Genomic DNA, 24389 nt, shown 5'->3' with positions numbered 1-24389 from the left:
ATCAAAACTCCAAGTTCCAGATGCCTCTACTCGGATGGTAAAATCAGTGCTGCCAGGACTGTCGCTTTGGTTTGCACCCCCTTCAATCTGAATAAAATCGGGAGCTTAGTTATTAACTAACTAATGACTATGGAATAAAGGACTTACGCAAGGGCGTTCGTATCACCTTTGTTTCTGCGTAGATCTCTCGTTGTCCAACCTACGATTTTTCACAGAAACCCGGAATATGAGTGTAAGTCCTGTATGGAATACAGGACTTACACTTGGGCGGCAAATCACCAAAGTTTCTTGCTTTTTGAGAGAAACTTTGGTGATTTGCGTAAGTCCTGGCATAGAAACTAACAAGAACAAGAGAAAAAGAGAAACCTGAGGCAGAACCTCTTGGTTTCGTTCCCAGGCGGGATCCTGGGAACGATTGGAGATCTAGGGATCTTTAGCTGAAGACAAAATTGTTGGGGTTATTCAGGTCGGCGACGCTCACATTTATGAAGGTAATGTAAGAGCTAGCAAGTGCAGATCCATCTGTACCATCTGGGTCAAGTAACAGTATGGTGTTACTGCCTTGGCTAGAAAAGCTAACGATTCCGTCAGCAATTGGATTTGAACCGCTGTAGTTAAAACTTGCCAACAGGTTTGTCATTACAATCTTGTCGATGCCGACTTGAAAATCGGTGATGGTGTCAAACCGATCTTGAATGCGGTTGTAGACAAATTCGTCAGCGCCTCCTCCACCAGTAAGCGTATCGTTACTCTGTTCTCCAATCAAGCGATCGCTAAGAGCGGTCCCCGTTAAATTATCGCGTCGGTTCGTGCCAGCGATGATTTTAAAAGCGGGGATTTCGATCGCTTTATTTGCACTCAAAGAACCAGGGGTTCCCGGTGTAGGTAATGTGAGAACGGCATTATTACCATCAGCATCTTCAATGGCGCCGTTATTGAGCTTTAAAGCACCCCGAGAAAGATAGTCTAAGTCGGGGGTGGTATCCTTAACTCCAACTTTGTAGTTAAACGTCAAAGTGTTAGTACCGCTACCACTGCTCAAGTTAACAACGGCATCCAATACACCAGTTTCTAGAACCAATTGGGGAGTGCCATTGACGAAGACATTCTCGCTGAAGGTCACGTTAATGGGAATTACTTGACCGACGGTGTATTTGCCATTTGGTGCTGTTGAGGTGACGTTAGTAATGGTGGGTATTAAGTTTGCAACTGGGTTGACAGTACCTGCGATCGCAAAGTCAAATGGGTTTTCATCGCTGTCGTTATTGCCAAAGGAAATCGTTCCCAAGGGATTACCCGTCGCCGTGGCATTGAGTTGCAGTTGGAAATCGGCAGTACTGCCAGGAGCAATTGAGCTGGGGAAAATGCCTAAAACCGTGAAACCAGTTGGTAAAGTTGGGGTACTTAAAGATAGGGAGGAAGTGCCGGTATTGTTGATGGTGAAGGTTTTTGTTACCGCACTGCCAACGGTTGTAGAACCAAAGTCAATTGCTGTGGTAGTACCATCCAGGATAGAAGTTGTACCATTTTTGACTTCGATTTCTGGTGCTAGGGTAGCAACATTACCATTAAACTCGTAAGATCCACTATCAACAATTGCGCTGCCATTGCCATCGCCATCAATAGGACGAGTCACGCCACGTTGATCTGTATTGGGTGCGCCTGCGCCAGTGCCAAAGTCAATTGCTGGACTTCCTGGCAGTAGGGGTAGGACTAGCTTGCCATTAATTTCTTGCAACGTGCCGAGTTTAGGATCGGCGATGGTGATGCTTGCCGTCGCATTGTTATCGCCTGCGGGACGTGATTGAATATTACCCCCCAAATCAGTTAATTCCCGGCTAGTTTCTTGCTTAATTTGGAAAGGATTCGCTGCTGTGTTGTCGGCGAAAATGGTATTTTTGACGGTGACTGCTTGGTTGGTAGAAGCCAACACAGCTCCAGCAACCCATCCAGCATAATTGTTCGCGATCGTTGTGTTGACAATGTCTGCGGGGGAGTAAAACGCGATCGCTCCACCGTTGCCAGTAGTGGTATCAGGAGGAACGCTCGATTCTGCTCGGTTACCAAAGAAGGTGCTGTTGGTAATCGTAGCAGGCCGATTAAAAATCCACGCACCACCCCCCTGAGACATCGCTGTATTGTTGGCGAAGGTGGTGTTGCGAATGGTCAGTCCCCCGTTTTGCGAATCGCTGAGTTGATAGAGTGCGCCTCCATTTCCACCTTCTCCGCCAGGGAGTGCGAAAGCTTTGTTGTTGGTGTAGGTGGTGTCTTCAATAATTACCTGGTCTGCGGGGGCGGTGAACAGATAGGTGGCTCCCCCTCCAGCCTTAGACCTGTTCTTGTCAAATACACTACCAGTAATGCGTATTGTACCGCCAATACCACGGCTTTCTTCGCCAGTAGAGCTGGCGCGATCGGTATAAATTGCTCCACCGTAGCCCCTTAAGAAAGGATCGATGGGGTCGTTGTTGTCGAAAAATGCTGATTCGGTGTCGTTGTTGATGAAGCGCGAGTTTTCGACAGTTAACTTACCGTTGAGGCTGTTAATTGCACCGCCGACAATGCCGCGATTGTTGGTAAAATCGCTGTTGCGGACGGTAAAATTGCCGGGACTGAGGAAAGCGATCGCACCTGCACCGCGTTCGTCGTTTCCAGCGATCGCTTTATTGGCGTTGAATTTACTATTGTTAACCGATAGGTTGCTGTTCCACGCCATGTAGATGGCACCGCCACCTAGATCGGCAACGTTGTTATTGAATTCAACGTTTTCGACGGTTAGGGTTGCTTCGTCCGCCCCGGCGATCGCTCCGCCGCGTCCCTTCGTGCTATCATTCATCGGAGCAGCCCCAGCATTGGGATTAACGTAGCCATTGACCAATTTAAGATTCTTGATCGTTGCATTCGTGCTGGTAGCCACATTCGCATCAATCAAGAAGATGCGAGAGGCATTATTTCCACTAATGGTCAAATTGGCAGCGTTAGCACCATCAATTGTGATGTTTTTGCCAGGGTTAATCCGAATCTCACCTTGTGTCAAGGTAATTGTTTGACCCGCTAAGCTGCTGTCAAAAACAATCGTATCGCCACTATTTGCCGCTGCGATCGCATTCCTTAACGAACCGGGATTATTATCATCTGCGGCACTCGTTACCGTGCGGATTGCTAAAACCCCTTCGTAACTTGCCATCACTTCAGGTTTCAACACAGCAGTTGCTTTAATTTCACCCATTTTGACTTCTAACTCCCAGTTACCGCCTTTAGCGCTATTGCCTGTCAAATCAACCGAAGCAGCTACATTCGCCCCAGTTAATTCGCTCAATTGCTGCACAAAATCTACCCCGTCACCAGAGGCGACATTGCACCCGTAAATCAGTAAATCTGCATCATCGCTGAGTAAAGATTGCCACTGCTGCAAACAGTTTTTGTATTGTTCTAAAGTCTGGGAATTCAGGATACTAGAACCAAGTTGCACCTCTCCCGGACTTCCATGAGAAAAGATGTGAACCGCATCAATTGCGCCAGAAAAAGCCGCAAATTTTTGCAATTCTGTGGTAACTGCAAGGATGCCATTTTGTTCTGGATCGAGAATCCTTACTTCTACTTGGTCTAAAACTCCCGATGCTAGATATTGGTAACCTTCCAGGTTCGCGTCGATAAAAACGAGAGTTTTAGCGGAAAAATTGGTCGCATTGTCAGAAAAAGACATGTAAGATTCTCCAGGTGAATATTGACTGGTAGATTCACCCCAGGAGTGAGGTTAACAGATGAGTTTGCTTCAGGGGAAGCAGACCCAAACCCCTCTTTTGGTAAACATACAATCCTTGACATTCTTGGGTAAGGTACTTTCCCAAGTTGCTTGTGCAATGTCAAAAATCAAGTCTGTTGTTTCATAGTTGCTGCACTTGCTACGGTTGCAAGTGGGTTTTTGCCACTATCTGGCGGGTTTTACCCACCCAACTCACCGGATTTGTGGAAACAGACGAATTGCTAGAACGACTCATTGACATGTAACAAATCCAGTTTGGAGTATAAGTGCCGTTTGGTGGGAACTAGATCGGGTAGGCAAAACGCTTAGGCTAAATTGCTTACCTGCGCTGTTAACGAGAAGGATAGTACCGGACATGATGTTATGACCTGTAACCCGGTTAACTACACAACTTTGATTACTATAGCTCAAACTTTGCCAAAGTATCACTAAGTATAAGTAAAGCCAAACTCAATGCCAGTCGCACTTGACTTCGCTAAGAAAGGACTCCAAAGCGCTTTTTCTCTGGGTGATGAGTCGGATTTGATCGTTTTTTTTTCCCCATCGCTGCATTTGCGATCCAAATGTTTTAAAAAATATATCCTCCTTCAGACAGATGATTATTTTTAAGCTATTAAAATTTTAAGTTTTATGAACTCACAGCACCAGGGTGAGAAACCGGGTTTCTGGCAACCTGAGGCAAAAAAACAAAGGTGATAGGAAAAATCGTGGGTTTAGACTCGCGACATGGACGCAGTGGGTTTTTGGCCCCGCGTGGGTAAGTCCTGCCGGTTTCTCAAGTCTGATTGAGAAAGGTGCAAGATGTGAGATGAAGAGAGTTTTGCACATTTGGGCAGGGAGAGGGAGAGGAGGCGGTGTAAACTTATGGATAGCTTGGCGATATACCTCGAAGGAATAAAATATTAAAATAAGCGATTAAACAAATTTTTATCAGTTTGGCTTGCATGATTTAATTGGCAATTTGAGAATCGTTAAAAAAACTGAATAAATATCAAGAGGCTGCTGAATCATCACTAGCGATCGCTTATAATTATTTAAAGATTAAGCGCGGGATAATTAATAGATGAACGCCGATTTAAACCAGCCAATAAAACTGAAATAAATGCTGAAAATATGAGATAAGTTGAACAAATAAAGTGGCTAGTTACATCGCTTAGTAAATAAAAATATTGCTCAAAAAAATAGTAAGTTTTACAGGAATAAATTTAGGAATAAACCTGTTTGATGACAGGGAAAATAGGTAATTTAAAAGATTAGACTGAGCCCTGAAAAAATTAGCAATTAGCAATTAGCAATTAGCAAGCTCGCCAGCTCGCAAAGACTAACTAGGAACTTGCGTTAATATATAAATATAAATCGTTCAATTGCAAGAGAAGTGGGCGGGCGTGTATAGCATGAGAATTCTAGTAGTAGAAGATGACAAAATGGTTTCTGAAGCACTCACCAACGTACTGGGAGACCAAAACTATGCCGTAGAAGTGGCGAAGGATGGGGAAGCGGGATGGGAGCTAGTAGAAGCGTTTGCTTATGACTTAATATTGTTGGATGTAATATTACCCAAGTTGGATGGGATTAGCCTTTGTCAGCGGCTGCGATCGCAAGGTTATAACATGCCAGTCTTGCTGTTGACGGGGAAAGACAGCAGTCACGATAAGGCGACGGGGTTAAATGCAGGCGCGGATGATTACCTTGTTAAACCTTTCGATCCGGAAGAGTTAGTGGCGCGGGTACGCGCATTACTGCGTCGAGGCAATTCGATCTCCCTGCCGATTCTAGAATGGGGTAGTCTCAAACTCGATCCGACAACCCACGAGGCGACTTACGATGTGCATCCGCTGCATTTAACGCCGAAAGAATACGCAATGCTCGAACTTTTTTTGCGGAACAGTCGCCGGGTATTTAGTTGCGGTGGAATCTTAGAACATATTTGGTCTTATGAGGAAACACCGGGAGAAGAAGCGGTTAGAACTCACATCAAAGGTTTGCGACAAAAATTAAAAGCCGCAGGCGCTCCTACCGATTTAATTGAAACAGTTTACGGGATTGGTTATCGCCTGAAACCACTCGATGCCCTCGGGGTGCCAAATTCCCCTTTGGAGACGAACGAACAACCAACAAAAGCACAAACGACTGCTGCGATCGCCGGAGTGTGGAACCGATTTAAAGACCGGATCGGCGAGCAGGTGGAAGTTTTAGCACAAACAGCCGCCGCACTATCAGAAGGAAAAATAACACCAGAACTGCACGCACAAGCAGAGCGAGAAGCTCACACTTTAGCAGGTTCTTTAGGCACTTTTGGCTTTAGCGAAGGTTCTCAGGTAGCGCGGAAAATAGAACGCCTGCTGCAAGCAACAAATTTGGGGCGCAAAGATGCCGTGCGGCTGGGTAAATTGGTAAAATCCTTACGCACAGAAATCAATCGACCCTTGCAAGAAACCGCAAAAGAACCAGCAATAGAAAAAGACGAACGCCCCTTATTATTAATTGTCGCGCCGGACAGCAAAGCTGCCAAGCCATTAGTCACCGAGGCGGCTAATTGGGAAATTCGAGCCGAAATTGCGACAAATTTACCAACGGCTAGAGAGAAAATAGAGCGGGAACATCCCAATGCGGTGTTGCTGGAACTCGATCTAGAGCAAGTCAACTCTGGCAGTTTAAGCTTGTTAGCAGAGTTAAGCCAGCGAACCCCACCTGTCCCGGTGTTAGTTTTAACCGAGCAAAATGGTTTAGAAAGGCGAGCTGGCTCTACACTACAAGAGCGCCTGGAAGTCGCTCGCTTGGGGGGACGTGCCTTTTTGCAAAAGCCAGTCTCTCCCTCACAGGTGATAGAAGCAGTTACCCAGGTACTGCAACGCGCCGATGCGGGTGCGGCGCGGATTGTAGTCGTAGATGACGATGCTCAAATTTTAGCTACCTTGCGGAACTTGCTCGAACCTTGGGGAATGAAAGTACGCACCTTGGAAGATCCGCGCCGATTTTGGGAAACTTTAGAAGCAACTATGCCAGATCTGCTAATTTTGGACATCAAAATGCCCCACATCAACGGCATTGAATTGTGTCAGGTGGTGCGTAACGATGCGCGGTGGAGTGGATTGCCAATCTTATTTTTGACCGCCTACACTGATGCGAATACGGTCAATCAAGTATTTGCAGCTGGAGCCGATGATTTTGTTAGCAAACCGATTGTAGGGCCAGAACTGGTGACGCGGATCGTTAACCGTCTAGAGCGAATTAAACTGTTGCGAAGTTTGGCGGAAACCGATCCGCTGACTAGAGTATGCAATCGCTATAAATCAACAACCGACTTGAATCGCTTCTTGAGCTTAGCCAAGCGCTACAATCAACCTTTATCTCTGGCTATTGTAGATTTAGACCGCTTTAAGCAAGTCAACGATCGCTACGGACACGATGTGGGAGATTCTGTATTGCGCCAAATCGGACAAATTCTGCTGCGCTCGTTTCGCTCTGAAGATGTAGTCGCTCGCTGGGGTGGCGAAGAATTTATTGTGGGAATGTACGGGATGACCAAAAGCGATGGAGTCCAAAGGCTGAGAGAACTGCTAGAAATTGTCCGACAGCAAAAGTTTGCTGCCCATGGCGGGATCGAGTTTCAGGTAACGATGAGTGGGGGTATCGCTGAGTATCCAAAAGATGGCACCGATTTGCAATCTTTGTATCGGTCTGCGGATGCAGCACTTTATCAAGCTAAGTTAGCCGGACGCGATCGCATCATGGGAAATGAGTAATTTTAGATTTTAGATTTTAGATTTTGTAGCAATCTGAAATCACCAATTACCCATTACCAATTAGCAATTAGCAATTAGCAATTTTATGAATCCTCCTATCCCTGAAAATGAAGCCGCGCGACTAGCGGCACTTTATGAGTATCAAATTCTAGATACCGACCCCGAACCTGCGTTTGACGATCTGGCGAATTTAGCTGCTTATATTTGCTCGACGCCAATGGCATCGATCAGCTTAGTTGATGCGGATCGCCAATGGTTTAAAGCCAAAGTAGGTTTGGAAATAACAGAAACGCCGCGCCAAATTGCTTTCTGCGCCCATACTATCCTCGAACCCGAAGTGTTGATCGTTCCCGATGCCAAACTCGACTCCCGGTTTGCTAACAACCCCCTCGTCACTTCTGACCCTGGGATGCGATTTTATGCCGGGATTCCCTTGACAACATCAAATGGATATGCTATAGGAGCGGTCTGCGTGATGGATCGGCAACCGCGCCAAATGACAACGCAACAGGTGGAGGCATTAAAGGCATTAGGACGCCAAGCAATCGCCCAGTTAGACCTGCGACAGCAAAACGCGCTGCTGGCTAAAAGTGCCGCAGAGCGCCAACAGACACAAGCAGCACTGCGAAAAGCGAAAGATGAATTGGAGTTAAGGGTAGCAGAACGCACCGCCGAATTAGTCAGCGTCAACGAACAGCTGTCTGTAGAACTACTCGAACGCAAGCATGTAGAGGAAGCGCTGCGAGTATCCCAAGCACGCTTTGCTGGCATTTTAGAAATTGCCGACGATGCGATTATTTCGGTGGATGCCAATCAACGAATTATTTTATTTAACCAAGGGGCGGAAAAGATTTTTGGCTATAGCGCGGCGGAAGTCCTCAACGAACCCCTGGGAAAGCTGTTACCCCAGCAGTTTGAGGAAATACATCGCCAGCACGTGGATAAATTTAGCAAATCTGCCGGGAAAGCGCGGAAAATGGGAGAACGCAGCGAAATTTATGGTCGCCGCTCCGATGGGAGCGAATTTCCCGCGGAAGCGTCTATTTCCAAGCTGGAAGTGGGAGGCGAAACGATTTTTACGACGATATTGCGGGATATAAGCGATCGCAAACGCAACCAAGCAGCGCTCGAACGACTCAGTCATCAAAACGAACTGATATTGAATTCGGTCGGTGAAGGACTCTGCGGCTTGGATTTACAAGGAAAAATCACTTTTGTCAACCCAGCAGCCGCAAAATTGCTCGGCTACAAAATAGAAGAACTGATCGGTCAATCGATCAATACCATCTTGCAGCAAGACGTGGAGACAGGGAGAAGGGGAGACGCAAAGACGCGGAGACGGGGAGACGCGGAGAGTGACGCTGACCAAGATCTCTGCACCTGGTCTGAGTCTGGCGAATTTATTCGTGGAGAAGAAGAAGAGGAGGCGGGGAGGCGGGGACAAGGGAGAGCGGGGAGTTCTTTAACAACACTCGACCCTCTCCCTTGTCTCCCCTTCGACCCGTCCTCTTCAAAGCTGGAATCCCCTGGCTCCTACCATGGGGTGTCGCCGCGTCACCCTGTCCCCGCGTCACCGCATCCTATTCAAGAATCCCTCAGAGATGGAACCGTTCATCAAGTGAGAAAGGCGATATTTTGGCGTCGAGATGGTTGCAACTTCCCGGTGGAGTACGTATCAACGCCAATTCTGCGTTCGCCAACCGCAGTGGCATTTTCCGGCAGCAAATCGCCAACTCAAACCGAAATTCTGGGTGCAGTTATTGCCTTTAGGGATATCACCGAACGCCAAATAGTGGAACGAATGAAAGATGAATTTATTTCGGTAGTTAGCCACGAACTCCGCACCCCTTTAACTTCAATTCACGGTTCATTAGGGATCCTAGCCAGCGGTTTGCTCAGCACCCAACCGGAAAAAAGCCAGCGTCTGCTAGAAATTGCCGTAGACAGCACCGAGCGTTTGGTAAGACTGATCAACGACATCCTCGACGTTGAGCGCATCGAGTCGGGAAAAGTCACGATGGCGAAACTTTCTTGCAACGCTGCCGATTTGATGGCGCAAGCAGCAGATACAATGCAGGCGATGGCGGATAAAGCTGGAGTTACCCTGTCAGTTTCCACCGTATCGGCGCAATTGTGGGCAGATCCAGATCGAATTATCCAAACTTTAACCAACTTACTCAGCAATGGGATTAAATTCTCGTCCCGTGGGGATACTGTATGGCTGAGTGCGGAACTCTCCCCGTCTTCCCAATCCCCTACTATATTGTTCAAAGTTCAAGATCGAGGCCGGGGGATTCCCGCTGATAAACTGGAAACCATCTTTGAACGCTTTCAACAGGTGGATGTTTCCGACTCGCGCAATAGCGAAGGTACTGGCTTGGGTCTGGCGATTTGTCGTAGTATTGTCCAACAGCACGGCGGTAGAATCTGGGTCGAGAGTACCCTGGGTGAAGGTAGTACTTTCTACTTCACCCTACCGCTTGAGGGGGAAAAACAGTAGTAGGGGCAAGGCGACATCAAGCGATCGCGCCGTTCGTAGTAGGCGCAAGAGCGCCTAGGTTCCTAGTTCGTAGTAGGCGCAAGAGCGCCTAGGTTCATAGTAGTAGCTCAAGCGGCGTCTGGCGCGGGAGACAACCTCTTTCATGCCGTGCCCCTACTTTGATTGGACAATGGTATCAGTAACCAATCACCCATGACCAATTACCAATTACCAATGACCAATGACTAACAAGCGAATTCTGGTAATCGATAACGAGGAATATATTCGGGAAGTCGCCCAGATTTGCTTAGAAACGGTGGCTTCTTGGACGGTGCTAACGGCGGGTTCGGGTAGCGAAGGCTTATTATTAGCCGAGACAGAGCAACCCGACGCCATCCTGCTAGACGTAATGATGCCCGATATGGACGGAATTACCACATTTGAAAAGTTAAAGGCGAATCCAGTCACACAGAACATTCCGGTGATTTTGCTCACGGCTAAGGTACAAGCTTCTGACCGTCGCCGGTATGCTGAAATGGGGTTGAAGGCGGCGATTGCTAAACCATTCAATCCGCTACAGTTAGCTTCCCAGGTCGCCGAAGCTCTAGGCTGGGACCTGTGACCCTAACATGGCGAATCTCAAGGGAAAACTACAGTAAACCTTCATTTTCACAGCGGGGATCGCATATCTGCTCTGGGGCTTAGGTAAAAATATCTAACTTTGAACAGGTATAAAATTGTTGTAGCATTCTCCTTTATAGGCACTACACGTAAGTTCCTGCCGCGAAAGTGCCGGTTAAAAATTTTTGGAAGTCCTCACAATTTCCTCAACTTTTTTTCCTAACCTCAAAGTAGAGCCGATCCAGTTATCGACTTAACTGTAGTTAGACTCGGTTCCAGTTGATTGTAGAGGTTCGGAATGAGTACTGAAAAAGAAGCTCGCTCTGCAATGAACCAGCAGCGTCAGCAAGAAAAACACCTTCTTGAGTCTATGCTAAGCCGCGCCGAGGCTCTTGTAGAAACACCTACCTCAGACGGCATCGAGGCAGAAGCTAGGGAGTTAATGGCACAGCAACGTCAGCAGGAAGAGTCCTTGCAGCAGTCGATGCTCAAGCGTGCAGAAAGCGAGGTTGGTTTGCCGGAGGATGCAAAGTAGCAAACCGCAGCATCTTTAACCGGCAGCGTGGCGCGCAACGACGCCGGTGTCAAAAGTCAAAAGTCAAAAGTTCTTTGCCATTTAACGAGCGCGAATAATAACCAGGTGATAAATAAAAGGAGAACAAAACTATGTCTATTTTGAACAAAATCGGTTCAGCAATTCAATCGGTTTTAACTGGGATCAAAAACCTGATTAAATTCGTTTCGGGAGCGATCGCGCGGATTTTTGGCCCAACTGACGATGAATATCCGCCAACAGGAGTTCAGCCTTTTGAAGGAGAATTACCTGATAAAAAGAACAAACAAGCTTGGTAAGCTGCCCAAAAGGCTAACGGCTAATCGCTAATCGCTCGTAAAAGCAGCTGGCAATTAGCAATTAGCCATTAGCAATTAGCAATTCAAGGAAAAGTCGATGAAAATTATCAGGAAGATCAACGACGAATTGGCGATCGCAGGACAGATTAACCGTGAACAGTTACAACAGATTGCTCAAGAGGGATTTAAGTCGGTACTCAACCTGCGCGCGCCTGACGAAGAAGGCTTCCTGAGCAGCGAACAGGAACAAGCTGAAGCCTTGGGACTTTACTACGCGAACATTCCCATTAAAGTTGAGGCAATTAACGATGAAATAGCCACGCGGGTATTCCGCGTCATTAACGAATCCTTACCCAAACCAATTCTCATACATTGCAGCAGTGCCAAGCGAGCTGCTGCTTTGGTACTGATGTATATCGCAATGCGCCAAGGAGCGACTTTTAAGCAAGCTTTTAACCAAGCTGAACAACTTGGCTTATTTGCCATACTTACCTACTCCTGAATCATCCGATCAGTAGATGCCGGTCATCAGTCTTAGGTCATAGGCTAGTAGGGACTGGGTAGGGGAAAATTATTCCAGCCGGAATACTCATAGATAGTTTCCCATTACCAATTACCAATTACCAATTCCCAATTCCCAATTACCTCTAGGTTTAAACAAAAGCGAGGTGATAAATATGACCAAAACAATTGTCAATTTAACAAGGGAAGCGCTGGTTCAAGCGATTGAAAGTGTTTTGGAGACTTATCCCCATCATCCTTATCAAAAAGCTTTTTCCCTCGATGACTTGCGTCAAGAGTTAATTGCTTACGTCCTGAGTCGCATCCCTAATTTCTACGTAGTTGAAGAGTATCCCGACCAATCGGTACACTCGACGGGTTTTTATCACTCTCCAGAAGAAAGGTGGCATCTGGAAGCTGCGATCCACCAGGGTATTGAATACGTACTCTGTAAAAATACAGAACAGGTTTGTCACCACATTCCGGAAGAAGTTGACCCCGGTTTATGTGCGTCCAATTGGTTTGGCTAAATAAGAGAGAGGAGTAAGGGAGATGACTCAGACAAAGGAGACAAGGGAGATCGAGAATAATTGGGCCCCACCTTTGCCATGCCCGATGCCCTATACTTCTGTCTACGGCCCGGTAATATCTTGGCGGTACGGGCGATCGCTCGGTATCGACCCCATCGGCGCCGTGTCTACCTGTTCGTTTAACTGCGTCTACTGCCAGCTGGGGGAAATTCAGCACCACACCACCGCTCGTCAAATTTTTATACCCAAAGAAAAAATAATACGGGATTTACAAGCGGTTAATCTAGCGGATGTGGATGTCATCACCCTCAGCGGCAGTGGAGAACCCACCCAAGCGTTGAATTTAGGAGAAATTTTAACTGCCGCCAAGCAAATGGCGGGACTACCGATGGTAGTCTTGACCAACAGTACCTTTCTCGGCGAGCCAGAGGTACGCAACGCCTTAAAATTGGCAGATATCGTCGCGGCGAAACTCGATGCGGTGTCGCCGGATCAACTGCGGCGGGTTAACCGTCCCGCAAGCGGAATAGAGTGGATAGAGATTATAGCAGTAATAAAGCAATTTCGTCAAGAGTATGCAGGTAATTTGGCGATCCAGACGATGATTTTATCGCGTTGGTCTGATGAGGCGCAAGGCGAGTATATCCGCGTGATGCAGGAGTTGAAGCCGGATGAAATTCAACTCAACACGCCGACGCGGGGGCGATCGCTCACCCGCCAACTGGAAACGCGAGGCAATCACCCCCAAGTCCCTGGCGATTCCATCCAGGTTCTCAAACCAGTGAGTGTGGATTTCCTGCAAGCATTTGCGGCAAAAATTCACAGCAGTACGGGTATTGCGGTGCGGCATAGAGATTTTAGATTGTAGATTGTAGATTTTAGATTTATAGCAACTGCCAAGGCATTTAGGACGTTCTTAATTGGTTAGGACTTAGGCAAATAATATCATGTCCGCGAGAGATCGGTAGTGTATGAATGGCTAATTGCTAATTGCTCGCTTGTCAATTGCCAGAAAGCAGCCATTAGGGATTAGCTATTAGCAGTTACACAACCGTTGCCTAAGGACATGATATAAACCGGGTTTCTATCTACATAGAAACCCGGTTTCTCGGATCGTCGTGCGTAAGTCCTGTTGGTGAAACCATTGATACAACGCCCTTCTTCCCCTAGCTGCTAGGTATAAATCTGCAAGTCTGTTATCTAAAATCTAAAATACCTACTTTCTCCCCGTGAGTAAATAAGTTGTCATGTCTCCTTTACCTTTGATGGAAATACAACCCCGCTCCACAAATTGATATCGATCTTGTAATAGCTCATAGGTAGCGGGACTGACCTGAATTGCACCGGGGACGCCGTTTGTTTCCATGCGACTGGCAATATTAACCGTATCGCCCCACAAGTCGTAGCTAAACTTTTTAATGCCAATCACGCCAGCAACAACGGGTCCCGTATTCATGCCAATTCTGACATTAAAACTTTTACCAGTTCTTTGATTAAATTCCTCAATTCCTGCCAGCATATCCAGGGACATTTCTGCGGCAAGGCAAGCATGATCGGGGTGGGGAAACGGCAATCCTGCTACTGCCATATAGGCATCGCCAATGGTTTTAATTTTCTCCAAACCGTGGCGTTGTGCCAAGCGGTCAAACTCGGAAAACACCACGTTGAGAATATGCACCAATTCCCCTGGTGATGTGTAAGTGGAAAATTGAGTAAAGCCAACCAAGTCCGCAAACAGAACCGTTACTTCTTCAAAATGGTCGGCGATCGCGCTGGGGTCTTGTTTTAACCGCTGGGCGACGGGTTCTGGGATGATATTCAGCAATAATTGCTCGGTTTTTTGCTGCTGTTCGCGCAAAGCTTCTTGAGCGAATTTACGCGCCGTGATATCGGAAATCGTGCCTTCATAGTACAGCAACTTTCCCGTAGAGTCGCGAACGGCACGGGCATTTTCGCTGACCCAAATTTTGCTGCCATCTTTACGACGTACCAGGGATTCAAAATCGTGTACCGCATTATTTTGTTCGATGGCAGCGATGAATTCCTGGCGCCTCTGGGGGTCAATATAAACTTCTTTAGCGATATCGCAAACGCTCGATATTAGTTCTTCGGGCGACTCGAAACCGTATATTCTTGCTAAAGCCGCATTGGCACTTACATAACGTCCAGCGGGGGTGGTTTGAAAAATTCCCTCGACGGCGTTATCTACGATGCTGTGATACCTTTCTTCCGAAAGACGCAACGCTTCTTCAGCTTGCTTGCGCTGGATCAGGGAACCTAATTGAGTGGCAACGGCATTAACGAGTTGTACCAAATGAGGCTGTTCTGGGATACTTTCTTTTTTGAAGAAAACCAAAACTGCTAACACTTGATCGTTGGCGAGAATGGGAATGGCAAAACCAGCTTTTAATCCCACTTTAGCGGCGAGTTGGGCACGCAGAAAAGATTGGGTTTGCTCAAGGGAAACATCTTCTATCCATTCGGGTTCCTTGTTTGCCCAAACTCGTCCCGGTAGTCCGATATGGGGAGCAAAGGTAAATTTCAAGCTTTTCTGTTTGAATTCTTCTAAATTTAGGTCGCTGATATACCAACCCTGAGCGTATTCTAAAACGGTGGCATCATCGGCGGGAACCCAAGCTTCGCCAAAATCCCAACCGATAGTTTCACAGACTAAACTAATGGTGACTTTGAGAGCTGAGTGAAAATCTGCGGCGCGACTAATCGCTTGGGTAGTGACTAGTAAGAGGCGTATTTCTACTTCGGCTTTTTCGCGATCGCGTATTTCTTGTTCTAGCTGTTTATTTTTTATTTTCAGTTCCTCGTTCAGCCTTGTTTGCGCGAGTTGATTTTCTATTCTGGCTAAAAATTCTGGCACTTGGAATGGTTTTGTGATATAATCCACTCCCCCTACTTCAAAAGCTTTAACTTTATCTAATGCTTCGTCCAGGGCGCTAATAAAAATGATGGGGATTTTGCTGGTTTCCGGTAGAGATTTTAACTTTTGACACACCTCATAGCCGTTCATTTCCGGCATATTGATATCGAGCAAGATTAGGTCTGGTGGTGACATCTGCGCTCCTTTTAAGGCAATTTTTCCGTTAATTGCCTTTCTGACTTGATACCCTTGCTGAGCTAGCATGGCGGATAACAGCCGTAAGTTATTCGGCGTGTCGTCAACAATCAGAATATCGCCTTTTAATCCTGGTTCTTGCTCTTGACTCATCAAAATTTCTTCCATTTCTTTTATCCTTTTACTGTATTTTATACCAAGTTTGTTGCTATGGTTTCATTGTATAGAGTGTACTGGGGACTCTGGCAGGGATATATCCGGATGGCATTTTCTCTGAAAACTAACCAAGTCTTCAACTACGATGCAGTTTCGTCCTTGGTGTTTGGCGGCATAAAGTGCTTTATCAGCAATGGTAATTAAGGTATCGGGGCACGTCTCTGCATTGGGAATAATACTGGCAACTCCTAAACTTAGGGTGACATATTTACTCACTTCAGATTTAGCATGAACCAGTTTAATCCTTTGAACTTGCTTTCGGATTGTTTCAGCTACGTAGAAAGCTCCCTTCGCAGTTGTATTGGGGAGAATGACTGCAAATTCTTCCCCGCCGTAACGAGCAACTAAATCTGAATGACGCTTGACACTCTGACGAATTGCTGCGGCTACATGCTGCAAGCAAAAGTCTCCGGCGAGGTGTCCGTATGTATCATTATAAAGTTTAAAAAAATCCACATCGCATAAAATTAAAGACATCGGTAATTTTTCTCTAAAAAGTCGCAGCCATTCAAAGTAAAAATATTCATCAAACCGCCGCCGATTGGCAATTCCGGTCAACCCATCTAATGTGGCGAGTCTTTCTAGCTCCTGATTGGCTTTTACCAAAGCGGCTTCTATTTTCTTCTGGTGAATGAAACAAGCTAATTGAGTGGCAACAGCTTTAACTAATTCAATTATTCTGGGAGCTGGTTTGAGTTGATTTTTATTCAAGAAAACTAGAATTGCTAAAACTTGGTCATTCACAATAATAGGAATGCTTAAAGCCGTTTTAATTCCTACTTCTTTGGCAATTTCGCTGCGGATGAAGCAGGCTTCTTGAGCCAAGGATATATCTTCGATCCACTCTAATTGCTTGGAGAGCCAAACCTGACCAGCTATTCCAATATTAGGAGGCAATATTAAATTTTTACTTTTTTCGATAATTTTTTCAAATTTTGGTTCGCTCACATACCAACCGCGACTATATTCGAGGGTGGCGGTTTCGTTGTTGGGAATCCAAGCTTCTCCTAAATCCCAACCAATTGTTTGACCTACTTGACGGAGAGTGATTTCCAAAGCATCGTGAAAATCTAGGGATGCATTAATCAGTTTAGTAGTAGTTAATAAAAACCGGACTTCTTCTTCGGATCGTTGGCGTTCAATTATCTCTAGTTGCATTCTGGCATTTTGTTCGCACAGTTGTTTCTGCATCTGATGAATGGTTAATTGATTTTCCACCCTAGCCAATACTTCTTCTATTTGAAACGGTTTAGCGATATAATCGACGCCGCCTACTTTAAAGGCTTTGACTTTATCTATTGTTTCGCTATAAGCGCTCAAGAAAATCACTGGAATATTGCGGGTTATGTCTATTTTTTTTAATTCTTGACAAACTTCATAGCCGTTCATTTCCGGCATATTAATATCGAGCAAGATGAGATCTGGTTTGACTATCTGTGCCCCTTGCAACGCTAATTTTCCATTGATGGCTTGCCGGACTTGGTACCCTCGCGAAGTCAGCATGTTGGTTAAGAGTCGCAGGTGTTCCGGTGCATCATCTACGATGAGAATATTGGCTTTGAATGGCGGTTTAGTTAGGTGGATCATCGCTGTAAGGTTGAGTTAATTCGATGATTATATCCATACGAAAGTTATCGACTAAATAGGTTAAAGCTTTAGTAATATTTGACAGGGTGGCGGGAATCTGCTGGAGCAACTCTATAATTTGCTGGTCGTCGATTTCCAAGGCGGCTTGGTGCAGTGCGACGATCCAGTTTCTGGGCATACAGCTCAAGTCTTCGCTGGTGAGTGATTGAGACTGTGCTGAAAAACGACCGTTTGAGGCCAAGGAACGATTTTCTTGGTAGACATATAACACTCCTAAATGTTGAGCCATTTTTTCAAACAGAATTTCTTCTTGAAAAGGTTTGCAGATAAAGTCATCGCAGCCTGCATTTAAGATAGCCAATCGCTGCTCTTCAAAGGCGCTGGCGGTGAGGGCGATGATTTTAGTATTTTTTGCTTTGGGATGGCGTTTAATTTCCCCCGTTGCCGTATACCCGTCCATCACGGGCATTTCCATATCCATCAAGATGAGATTGGGTTGCCAATTTTCCCAGACTGCGAGTCCTTGTTGTCCATTTTCGGCTTCTCTGACTTCAAATCCCAAGGGGGCGAGCAGTTCCAGAAGCAGTTGGCGATTTGCTAAGACATCTTCGACGACGAGGATGCGATATTTTGGCTGATTTGGTTCTAACCCAATTACCCGTCGCGGGTCAGAGAGGGTGCTTTCCGGTGCTTCGGATAGCACAGTTGCTTGGATATTAAATGTAAAGGTGCTGCCAATGCCTTGTTGACTCGTGACGCCAATCTCTCCTCCCATCAATTTGACAAATTGCTGGCTAATGGGTAAACCTAAGCCGGTGCCTTCCATCGACTGGCGTCCGATTTGGCTTTGCACGAAGGGTTTAAAGATGGTGGAGAGTTCTTCTGGTGCTATGCCGGGACCTGTGTCTTCGACGTTAAACCAAAGCGTCACGCGATCTGAGTGTAGAGGGGCATTTGAATCTATATTCTCCTCTGGTACCGGAGTCACCTGCTCCTGTGCTGTTTTGAGCAGCAGTTTTACGCTGCCAGAGGTGGTAAATTTGATGGCGTTGCCGAGCAGGTTAATTAAAACTTGACGCAGTTTGCTTTCGTCGGTTTTTACGTACTGTGGGACTTGAGTGGCGCGTTCAAATTTCAATTCTAAGCCTTTGGATTTGGCTTTGAGTTGGAACATGTCTTCGATGGCGGTGAGTAGGCGATATAAATCGAAGCAATTTTCATTGAGTGCAATTTGACCGGCTTCTATTTTAGACATTGATAAAATGTCGTTGATCAGGTCTAGCAAATGCTCGCCGCTGCGATTGATGATTGCCAGATGTTCGCGCTCACCCTGTTCTAGGGAGTCGCTGCGGGCGAGCAGCTGGCTGAAGCCCAGGATGGCGTTGAGTGGGGTTCTGAGTTCGTGGCTCATGCGGGCGAGGAATTGGCTTTTAGCTTTGTTGGCGGCGTCGGCGGCTTCTTTGGCGAGTTTTAATTGGGTGAGTAATTCTGCTTGCTGCAAGGCGACTCCCAACTGGTTGCCTATTTGGACGACGATGTTGATTTCTGCGGCTGACCACAGGCGGGGGCCGGTATTTTGATAGGTTGCTAAGAGTCCCCAAAGTTTATTACCGCAGAAAATGGGGACGGTGATGTAGGCTTTGGCTTGAAATGTTTCTAACAGTTCGATGTAACAATTACTGAATCCGGCTTGATAAATATCTGAAACGCAGAGGTATTTTTCCCCTTGGTTGTAGATGCCGCCTCCTGTGCGCTGTAGGTAGGTATCTTCTACCAAGTTATCGGGGCTGTCCCATAGTTTGACGATGCATCTGGGGGATTCTAAAACTGCTTGTGTAAAATCGGGGTGTTCTGGGTCTAGCTGGACTACGGGAACCCAGCCGCTGCCGATGGACTCGGCGACGAAGTTGCCGCTCCAGTCGTTGTTGAAGCGATAGATGATGACACGATCGCTCCCCACCACCTGTCTTAATTCTTCCGTCGTGGCGCGGAAAATTGTTTCTATATCTAAACTTTGGCGCATTCGTTCGATCGCTTTGGCGATCGCTCGTTCCCGTTCCGCACTTTCTCGCAATGCCTCTTGCGCTTGTTGCCGTTCTGTGATATCTACTGCCATCGATGCGCCGCCGATGGCGTTGCCGCTTTCATCGATCAATGCCGTGTTATACCATTCGCAGATCGCGATTCTGCCATCTTTGGTAATGTTCTCGCTGATACTGCAAGTTGCGCCCCGTTGATACAGTAGGTCTGGCGTTGCTAAGTTGATTTGCTGTTGGAGGCTAGAGGGGGTGAGTAGGTCAATCAAATTCTGACCGATGGCTTCAGTCTGAGAGTAGCCAAAAATCTCAGCTGCGGCGGAATTCCAGGCAATAATTTTACCGTCGTTATTCCATTCGATCACGGCGATGGGGGTTTGCTGGACTAAAAATGCGATTCTTTGTTGGGATTCCAAGAGAAGTGCTTCGTTGAATTTGCGATCGCTCACATCGATCATCACCCCATGCCAAATTATCCCTCCCTCGTTCCCAGACTGAGCCTGGGAACCAGGCTCAGTCTGGGAACCAGGCAGGCGTTCGGGGCGAGAAGTTGCTTGCACCCACTTGATTTGACCTGATGGGTAAATCAGCCGTCCTTCCCAGGTAAAAGGGGCTAAGGTTTGGGCGCTATAAGCGATCGCATCGATCAAGCTTTGTCTGTCATTTGGATGAACTTGCTCGAAGCCTAGCGCTACATTTTCTAATAGCTGTTGGGGTTCTAATTCGTAAATTTCTCGGCATCCGGAACTGACATAAGTAAAACAATAAGAGCCATCGGGATGGAGCATAAATTCATAAATCAGTCCCGGTACGCTGGCGGTTAATTTTTGCAATCTGGCTTCGCTTTGCCGTAAGGCTTCGTCTGCGGCTTTGCGATCGCTGGTGTCTATTAGCACCCCATGCCAGAGGATATCGCCGTTATCGCAGGGTTCTGGTTTGGCAGCACCTTGAATCCATTTTTGTTTTCCGGATGGGGTAGAAATCAGCCCTTCCCAAAACCAAGGTTCTAAAGTTCGGGCGCTAGTGGCGATAGATTCGTGGAGTTTTTGTCGGTCATCGGGATGAGAGAGTTGAAAGGCTAATTCTGGATTTTCTATTAGCTGTTGTGGTTCTAATTCGTTAATTTCTTTGCACCCAGAACTGACATAGGCAAAATTATAAGACCCATCGGGATGGAGCAGAAATTCATAAAGCATTCCCGGTACGTTATCTGCTAATTTTTGCAACCGGGCTTCGCTTTGCTGTAAAGCAATTTCTGCTTGTTTGCGGGCGGTGATATCTCTGAGGGTGATCAGATAGGCTGCTTTATGATCCCAGGTAATTCTTAACGCTCGCATTTCAGCGACAATTATTTCAGAGCAAGGCCGAATAATTTCTATTTCGGTTAATTCGTCGAGCGTTATTGGTAGACCTAACGATGTGTGCAAAACTTCTTCGTAGGATCTGCCGAACAAAGTGAGGCCGGCGCCATTGACAAACAGGATGCGATCGTTGTCGTCTTGAACGATTAATCCTTCGGATATTGTGGTGACAATTTGGGATAACCGCGCTTCGCTTTGTTCCAGACAGTTAATTAATGCGGTTTTGACTCGTTCGTCGCGTTTTTTGTCGCTGATATCCCGTCCTTCGGGAATTAGCAGCACGACGTTACCCGCGTCATCTAAAACGGGTTTTAAAGAAAAGTCAATCGTGGCGATTGTCTTTCCCGCACCCCGGATATCGACTTCGTACCGCACGAACTCACCGTTAGCTGCTAGTGCAATCGCATCCCGCAGCTGCTGTTGAGTCGGGGTGAGGGAAGAAGACGCGGGGACGGGGGGACGGGGGGACGCGGGGACATTTTCACTCGACCCTCTCGCTTGTCTCCCCCTCTTTGCGTCTTCTCTAATCTCCGCGTCACCGCGTCCCCCAATCTGTTTGTCATCTCTAATCTCCGCGTCACCGCGTCCCCCACTCTCTTTGTCTTCTCTACTCTCCGCGTCACCGCGTCCCCCACTCTCTTTGTCTTCCTTACCTACCGTCCACCAGCGAGTTTCCCAATACGGGCGTCCTACAGCGTCCCTAGACTCAATGCCGCAAAAATCTAACGCTGTCTGGTTGGCTTCTATGAGTGTGCCATCGGGGGTCAGCAGTCCGGTAAATTGAAACGTATTGTTAAAGATGGCGCGGAATTTCCGTTCGCTTTCTTGCAGGGCTGACTGGATCTGCTTGCGATCGCTGATATCTTTATGAGTTCCCGTCATCCGCACTGGATTGCCCATTTCATCCCGTTCGGTTACCCTGCCGCGGGATATAATCCACTTCCATTCGCCTTCCTTGCTGGTCATGCGAAATTCTACTTCATAGCAGAGACTACGCCTTTGCCAGTTCGCCTCCAACGCAGCTAGTGCGGTTGGCAAATCTTCTGGATGTACGAGTCTTTCCCAAGATTGATACCGATCTTCGATTTCCTCGACTGCATAACCCAGCATGGTTTTCCACTCCGGGCTGTAATAAACTATTCCCGTATTAATATGCCAATCCCACAATCCTAAACCGCTGGCTTCGATGGCAAGTTGAAAGCGTTCTTCGCTGATGCGTAACGCTTCTTCTGCTTGTTTCCGCTCGGTAATATCCTGCCCAATCCCGATACAATTACCATCGGATAGCATAATATTCGCCCAGCAAGTATCGATAACCCTCCCGTCGCGGGTTGTGGTTTTGAAGTCCTGCCATTTCCCAGTTGCTGCCTCCATGAATTCTACAACTCTGGCGCGGTATTCCCGGTTTTGGTAGCATTCTACTAATAGATTGCGGTTGGCTAACTCTGCCCAAGACCAACCGAGAACAAGTTCTAAATGCCGGTTGGTTAGTAACATATTGCCCGCGGGATCGTAAAGCATCAGCATCACGGGGATGTTGTCAAAAATTGTTTGCAAAAGTTCTTTTTGCTGGCGCAATTCGGCTTCGGCTTGCTTGCGTTGGGTAATATTCGTCGCCGCACCAAGAATTTGCTTTGGTTTCCCGTCTGCGGTTCTGGCGAATAAGGTATCCCGGCTGAAAAACCAAAAATACTCGCCATTTTTGTGCCGCATCCGATATTCAAATTCAAAAATATCGCCATCTTTGCCGGTTTCAAATTGTTTGAGATATTCCCGGAAGCGTGCCAAATCTTCGGGGTGCATTAAGGTTTGCACTACATCCGTTCCCATCTGCTTTAACTCTTCCAGGGTGTAGTCAAGAGTTTCATCGATCTCGCGGTTGATATAGACATTTTGCTGCTCTATCAAGTCATAAACGTACAAAATATTGGGATTGGCTTCGGATAATTTTTGAATAAACCGCTGGCTTTCTTGCAAGGCTTGTTCTATCTGCTTGCGCTCGGTAATATCGCTGAGGGAGCCAATAATTTCGATGGGGTTTCCCGCTGCATCCCGCACTAACTTAATCGCATCGTATATCCAGCGATAAGTCCCGTCTTTGTGTAAAAAGCGGTATTCGCCAGCATGATAACCCTGTGCCATTAGTTGCGGCATCTCTGCCCAGACGCGCTCTTTATCTTCCGGGTGCATATGGCTAGCCCAGAAATTATCTGACTCTAAAATTTCTCCCGGTTCGTAACCTAAAAGGGCGGTGACGTTTTTGCTGACAAATGTAGCCCCGTAGTAGTCGGTTGTCTTGCAGCTATAAATAACCGATGGGTTCGAGGAAAGTAAATATTCCAGCCGTTCTCTGGCGATTAAAAGTTCTTGTTGATCCTGCTTTTTCTGGGTTATATCGCAGAATGTCACCGCCAAACCATCCCCTAATTTTACCGCGACAACGTGAAACCAAGCCAGTCTTCCATCAAAGTTGTAGTGAACTTCTCGGCTGAAAATTTCTCCTGTTTCAACCACCCGGACATAGTCGTCAAATAGTCCGGTTTCCTCGGTCCACGGCAGTTTTTCTAATAAATATCGCTGGATTAACTTTTCGGCTTTGATTCGGACTATTTTTTCGGCTGACGGATTGACTAAAAGAAATTTAAAGTCTACTATATTTCCTTGGTTATTTCTCACCGATGCCAACGCTACAATCCCGTCTTGAGAACTATCTAATACGCTCGCCAGTAAAGATTTTGATTGCGCCAGTGCTTCGCTTGTTTTCACCAACTCGCTGACATCGGTATGGGAGAAAATCATCCGCACCACCCGCCCGCTTTCATCTTTGAGATGAATGGCTCGCACGAGAATATGCACCGTTGAACCGTTTTTATGATAAAATTTTTGTGTCGTCGTAAATTCTTTCACTCCACCGGAATTATAAGCCTCGATCAGGTTTAAGGCGGCAATTTTATCTTCAGCAAATATTAATTGTTCCCAAGAGGAAAATTGATCGTAAATTTCATCTTCCTCGTAGCCGAGCATTTCTTTCCAGCGGGGGGAGAAGTAAACTTCCCCTGTCTGTAAATTCCATTCCCAAAAGCCGTCGTTGGAGGCGCACAAAACTAATTCCAAACTGTCTTTAGTTTCTTGCAGTTCTGCTTGTGCAGCGTTGCGAATCAGAATTTCTTCTTGGAGTACTTGATTTTTTAGTTCTAGTTGCTTTTGCAGGATTTGGATTTCGAGATGATTTTCGATGCGGGCTAAAACTTCTTCGACTTGAAAGGGTTTGGTAATATAATCGACGCCGCCGACTTTAAAGGCTTTAACTTTGTCGGTGGCTTCATCTAACACGCTCAAGAAAATGACTGGAATATCCCTGGTTTGCTCGTTGGCTTTGAGCCTTTTACAGACTTCAAATCCGGTCATTTCTGGCATGATAATATCGAGCAAAATCAAGTCTGGAGGGGAAGATTTGGCTGCATTCAATGCCAATTGTCCAGAGATAGCCCGCTGGACTTTATACCCGCGCTGAGTCAGAATATTGGACAAACACCGCAGGTTGCTGGGTTGGTCGTCAACCACTAAAATTTTGAAGGTTTGATTATCCATTGTCATGGGTTTAACTGCGAGTTTGGATTTGAC

At 46.6% G+C, this 24389-nt stretch carries 12 protein-coding genes; 8 read left to right on the top strand and 4 right to left on the bottom strand.

Features of this window, described 5'->3' with window-relative positions; translation table 11 throughout:
* Positions 1-433: 433 nt before the first annotated feature.
* Positions 434-3706 (bottom strand): DUF4347 domain-containing protein, encoded by a 3273-nt coding sequence (locus ACE1CM_RS18480; RefSeq protein WP_374879137.1) that lies wholly within the window; start codon positions 3704-3706, stop codon positions 434-436.
* Between the two features lie 1454 nt (positions 3707-5160).
* On the opposite strand from ACE1CM_RS18480, the gene ACE1CM_RS18475 reads away from it, so the two are divergent.
* The 8 genes from ACE1CM_RS18475 (at position 5161) to ACE1CM_RS18440 (ending at position 13363) form a co-directional block, all read left to right on the top strand.
* Positions 5161-7512, top strand: coding sequence for a response regulator (locus tag ACE1CM_RS18475; RefSeq protein WP_374879135.1), 2352 nt, complete (start codon positions 5161-5163; stop codon positions 7510-7512).
* Positions 7513-7597: 85 nt separating this feature from the next.
* Positions 7598-10012 (top strand): PAS domain S-box protein, encoded by a 2415-nt coding sequence (locus tag ACE1CM_RS18470; RefSeq protein WP_374879134.1) that lies wholly within the window; start codon positions 7598-7600, stop codon positions 10010-10012.
* A gap of 220 nt (positions 10013-10232) precedes the next feature.
* Positions 10233-10613: a response regulator gene (locus ACE1CM_RS18465; RefSeq protein WP_374879132.1), complete on the top strand. Its 381-nt coding sequence runs from the start codon at positions 10233-10235 to the stop codon at positions 10611-10613.
* A gap of 297 nt (positions 10614-10910) precedes the next feature.
* Complete coding sequence (locus ACE1CM_RS18460; RefSeq protein ID WP_374879130.1) at positions 10911-11147, top strand: hypothetical protein; 237 nt, start codon at positions 10911-10913, stop codon at positions 11145-11147.
* A 131-nt stretch (positions 11148-11278) separates the two neighbouring features.
* Positions 11279-11464, top strand: a complete 186-nt coding sequence (locus tag ACE1CM_RS18455; RefSeq protein ID WP_374879128.1) for a hypothetical protein — start codon at positions 11279-11281, stop codon at positions 11462-11464.
* Positions 11465-11561: 97 nt separating this feature from the next.
* Entirely contained in the window at positions 11562-11966 is a 405-nt protein-coding gene (locus tag ACE1CM_RS18450; protein ID WP_374879126.1) for a beta-lactamase hydrolase domain-containing protein, read from the top strand.
* A 175-nt stretch (positions 11967-12141) separates the two neighbouring features.
* Positions 12142-12495 carry a hypothetical protein gene (locus tag ACE1CM_RS18445; RefSeq protein WP_374879124.1) on the top strand — a complete coding sequence of 118 codons (354 nt, stop codon included), beginning with the start codon at positions 12142-12144 and terminating at the stop codon, positions 12493-12495.
* A gap of 22 nt (positions 12496-12517) precedes the next feature.
* Entirely contained in the window at positions 12518-13363 is an 846-nt protein-coding gene (locus ACE1CM_RS18440; protein WP_374879122.1) for a radical SAM protein, read from the top strand.
* A 348-nt stretch (positions 13364-13711) separates the two neighbouring features.
* On the opposite strand, the gene ACE1CM_RS18435 is transcribed toward ACE1CM_RS18440, so the two are convergent.
* The 3 genes from ACE1CM_RS18435 to ACE1CM_RS18425 are packed head-to-tail and all read right to left on the bottom strand — an operon-like array spanning position 13712 to position 24362.
* Complete coding sequence (locus ACE1CM_RS18435) at positions 13712-15733, bottom strand: adenylate/guanylate cyclase domain-containing protein (RefSeq protein ID WP_374879120.1); 2022 nt, start codon at positions 15731-15733, stop codon at positions 13712-13714.
* A 48-nt stretch (positions 15734-15781) separates the two neighbouring features.
* Complete coding sequence (locus ACE1CM_RS18430) at positions 15782-17368, bottom strand: diguanylate cyclase domain-containing protein (protein WP_374879118.1); 1587 nt, start codon at positions 17366-17368, stop codon at positions 15782-15784.
* The gene (locus ACE1CM_RS18425) at positions 17352-24362 is read right to left on the bottom strand and encodes a PAS domain S-box protein (protein WP_374879117.1); all 7011 of its coding nucleotides are present in this window, start codon (positions 24360-24362) and stop codon (positions 17352-17354) included. Before ACE1CM_RS18425 ends, ACE1CM_RS18430 begins: the two co-directional genes overlap by 17 nt.
* Positions 24363-24389 lie beyond the last annotated feature (27 nt).

Origin of the sequence: Microseira sp. BLCC-F43, from assembly GCF_041929235.1 — a bacterium.
Taxonomy (GTDB): domain Bacteria; phylum Cyanobacteriota; class Cyanobacteriia; order Cyanobacteriales; family Aerosakkonemataceae; genus Microseira.
Note: the sequence above shows the minus strand (reverse complement) of the source record. Positions and strands in the feature narration are given on the sequence as shown.

What these genes read in the sequence shown, in the direction of transcription:
- ACE1CM_RS18475 (WP_374879135.1), top strand. Translation starts at nt 5,161, where the DNA reads ATGAGAATTCTAGTAGTAGAAGATGACAAAATGGTTTCTGAAGCACTC.
- ACE1CM_RS18470 (WP_374879134.1), top strand. Translation starts at nt 7,598, where the DNA reads ATGAATCCTCCTATCCCTGAAAATGAAGCCGCGCGACTAGCGGCACTT.
- ACE1CM_RS18465 (WP_374879132.1), top strand. Translation starts at nt 10,233, where the DNA reads ATGACTAACAAGCGAATTCTGGTAATCGATAACGAGGAATATATTCGG.
- ACE1CM_RS18445 (WP_374879124.1), top strand. Translation starts at nt 12,142, where the DNA reads ATGACCAAAACAATTGTCAATTTAACAAGGGAAGCGCTGGTTCAAGCG.
- ACE1CM_RS18430 (WP_374879118.1), bottom strand. Translation starts at nt 17,368, where the DNA reads ATGATCCACCTAACTAAACCGCCATTCAAAGCCAATATTCTCATCGTA.
- ACE1CM_RS18480 (WP_374879137.1), bottom strand. Translation starts at nt 3,706, where the DNA reads ATGTCTTTTTCTGACAATGCGACCAATTTTTCCGCTAAAACTCTCGTT.
- ACE1CM_RS18460 (WP_374879130.1), top strand. Translation starts at nt 10,911, where the DNA reads ATGAGTACTGAAAAAGAAGCTCGCTCTGCAATGAACCAGCAGCGTCAG.
- ACE1CM_RS18440 (WP_374879122.1), top strand. Translation starts at nt 12,518, where the DNA reads ATGACTCAGACAAAGGAGACAAGGGAGATCGAGAATAATTGGGCCCCA.
- ACE1CM_RS18425 (WP_374879117.1), bottom strand. Translation starts at nt 24,362, where the DNA reads ATGACAATGGATAATCAAACCTTCAAAATTTTAGTGGTTGACGACCAA.
- ACE1CM_RS18455 (WP_374879128.1), top strand. Translation starts at nt 11,279, where the DNA reads ATGTCTATTTTGAACAAAATCGGTTCAGCAATTCAATCGGTTTTAACT.
- ACE1CM_RS18435 (WP_374879120.1), bottom strand. Translation starts at nt 15,733, where the DNA reads ATGGAAGAAATTTTGATGAGTCAAGAGCAAGAACCAGGATTAAAAGGC.
- ACE1CM_RS18450 (WP_374879126.1), top strand. Translation starts at nt 11,562, where the DNA reads ATGAAAATTATCAGGAAGATCAACGACGAATTGGCGATCGCAGGACAG.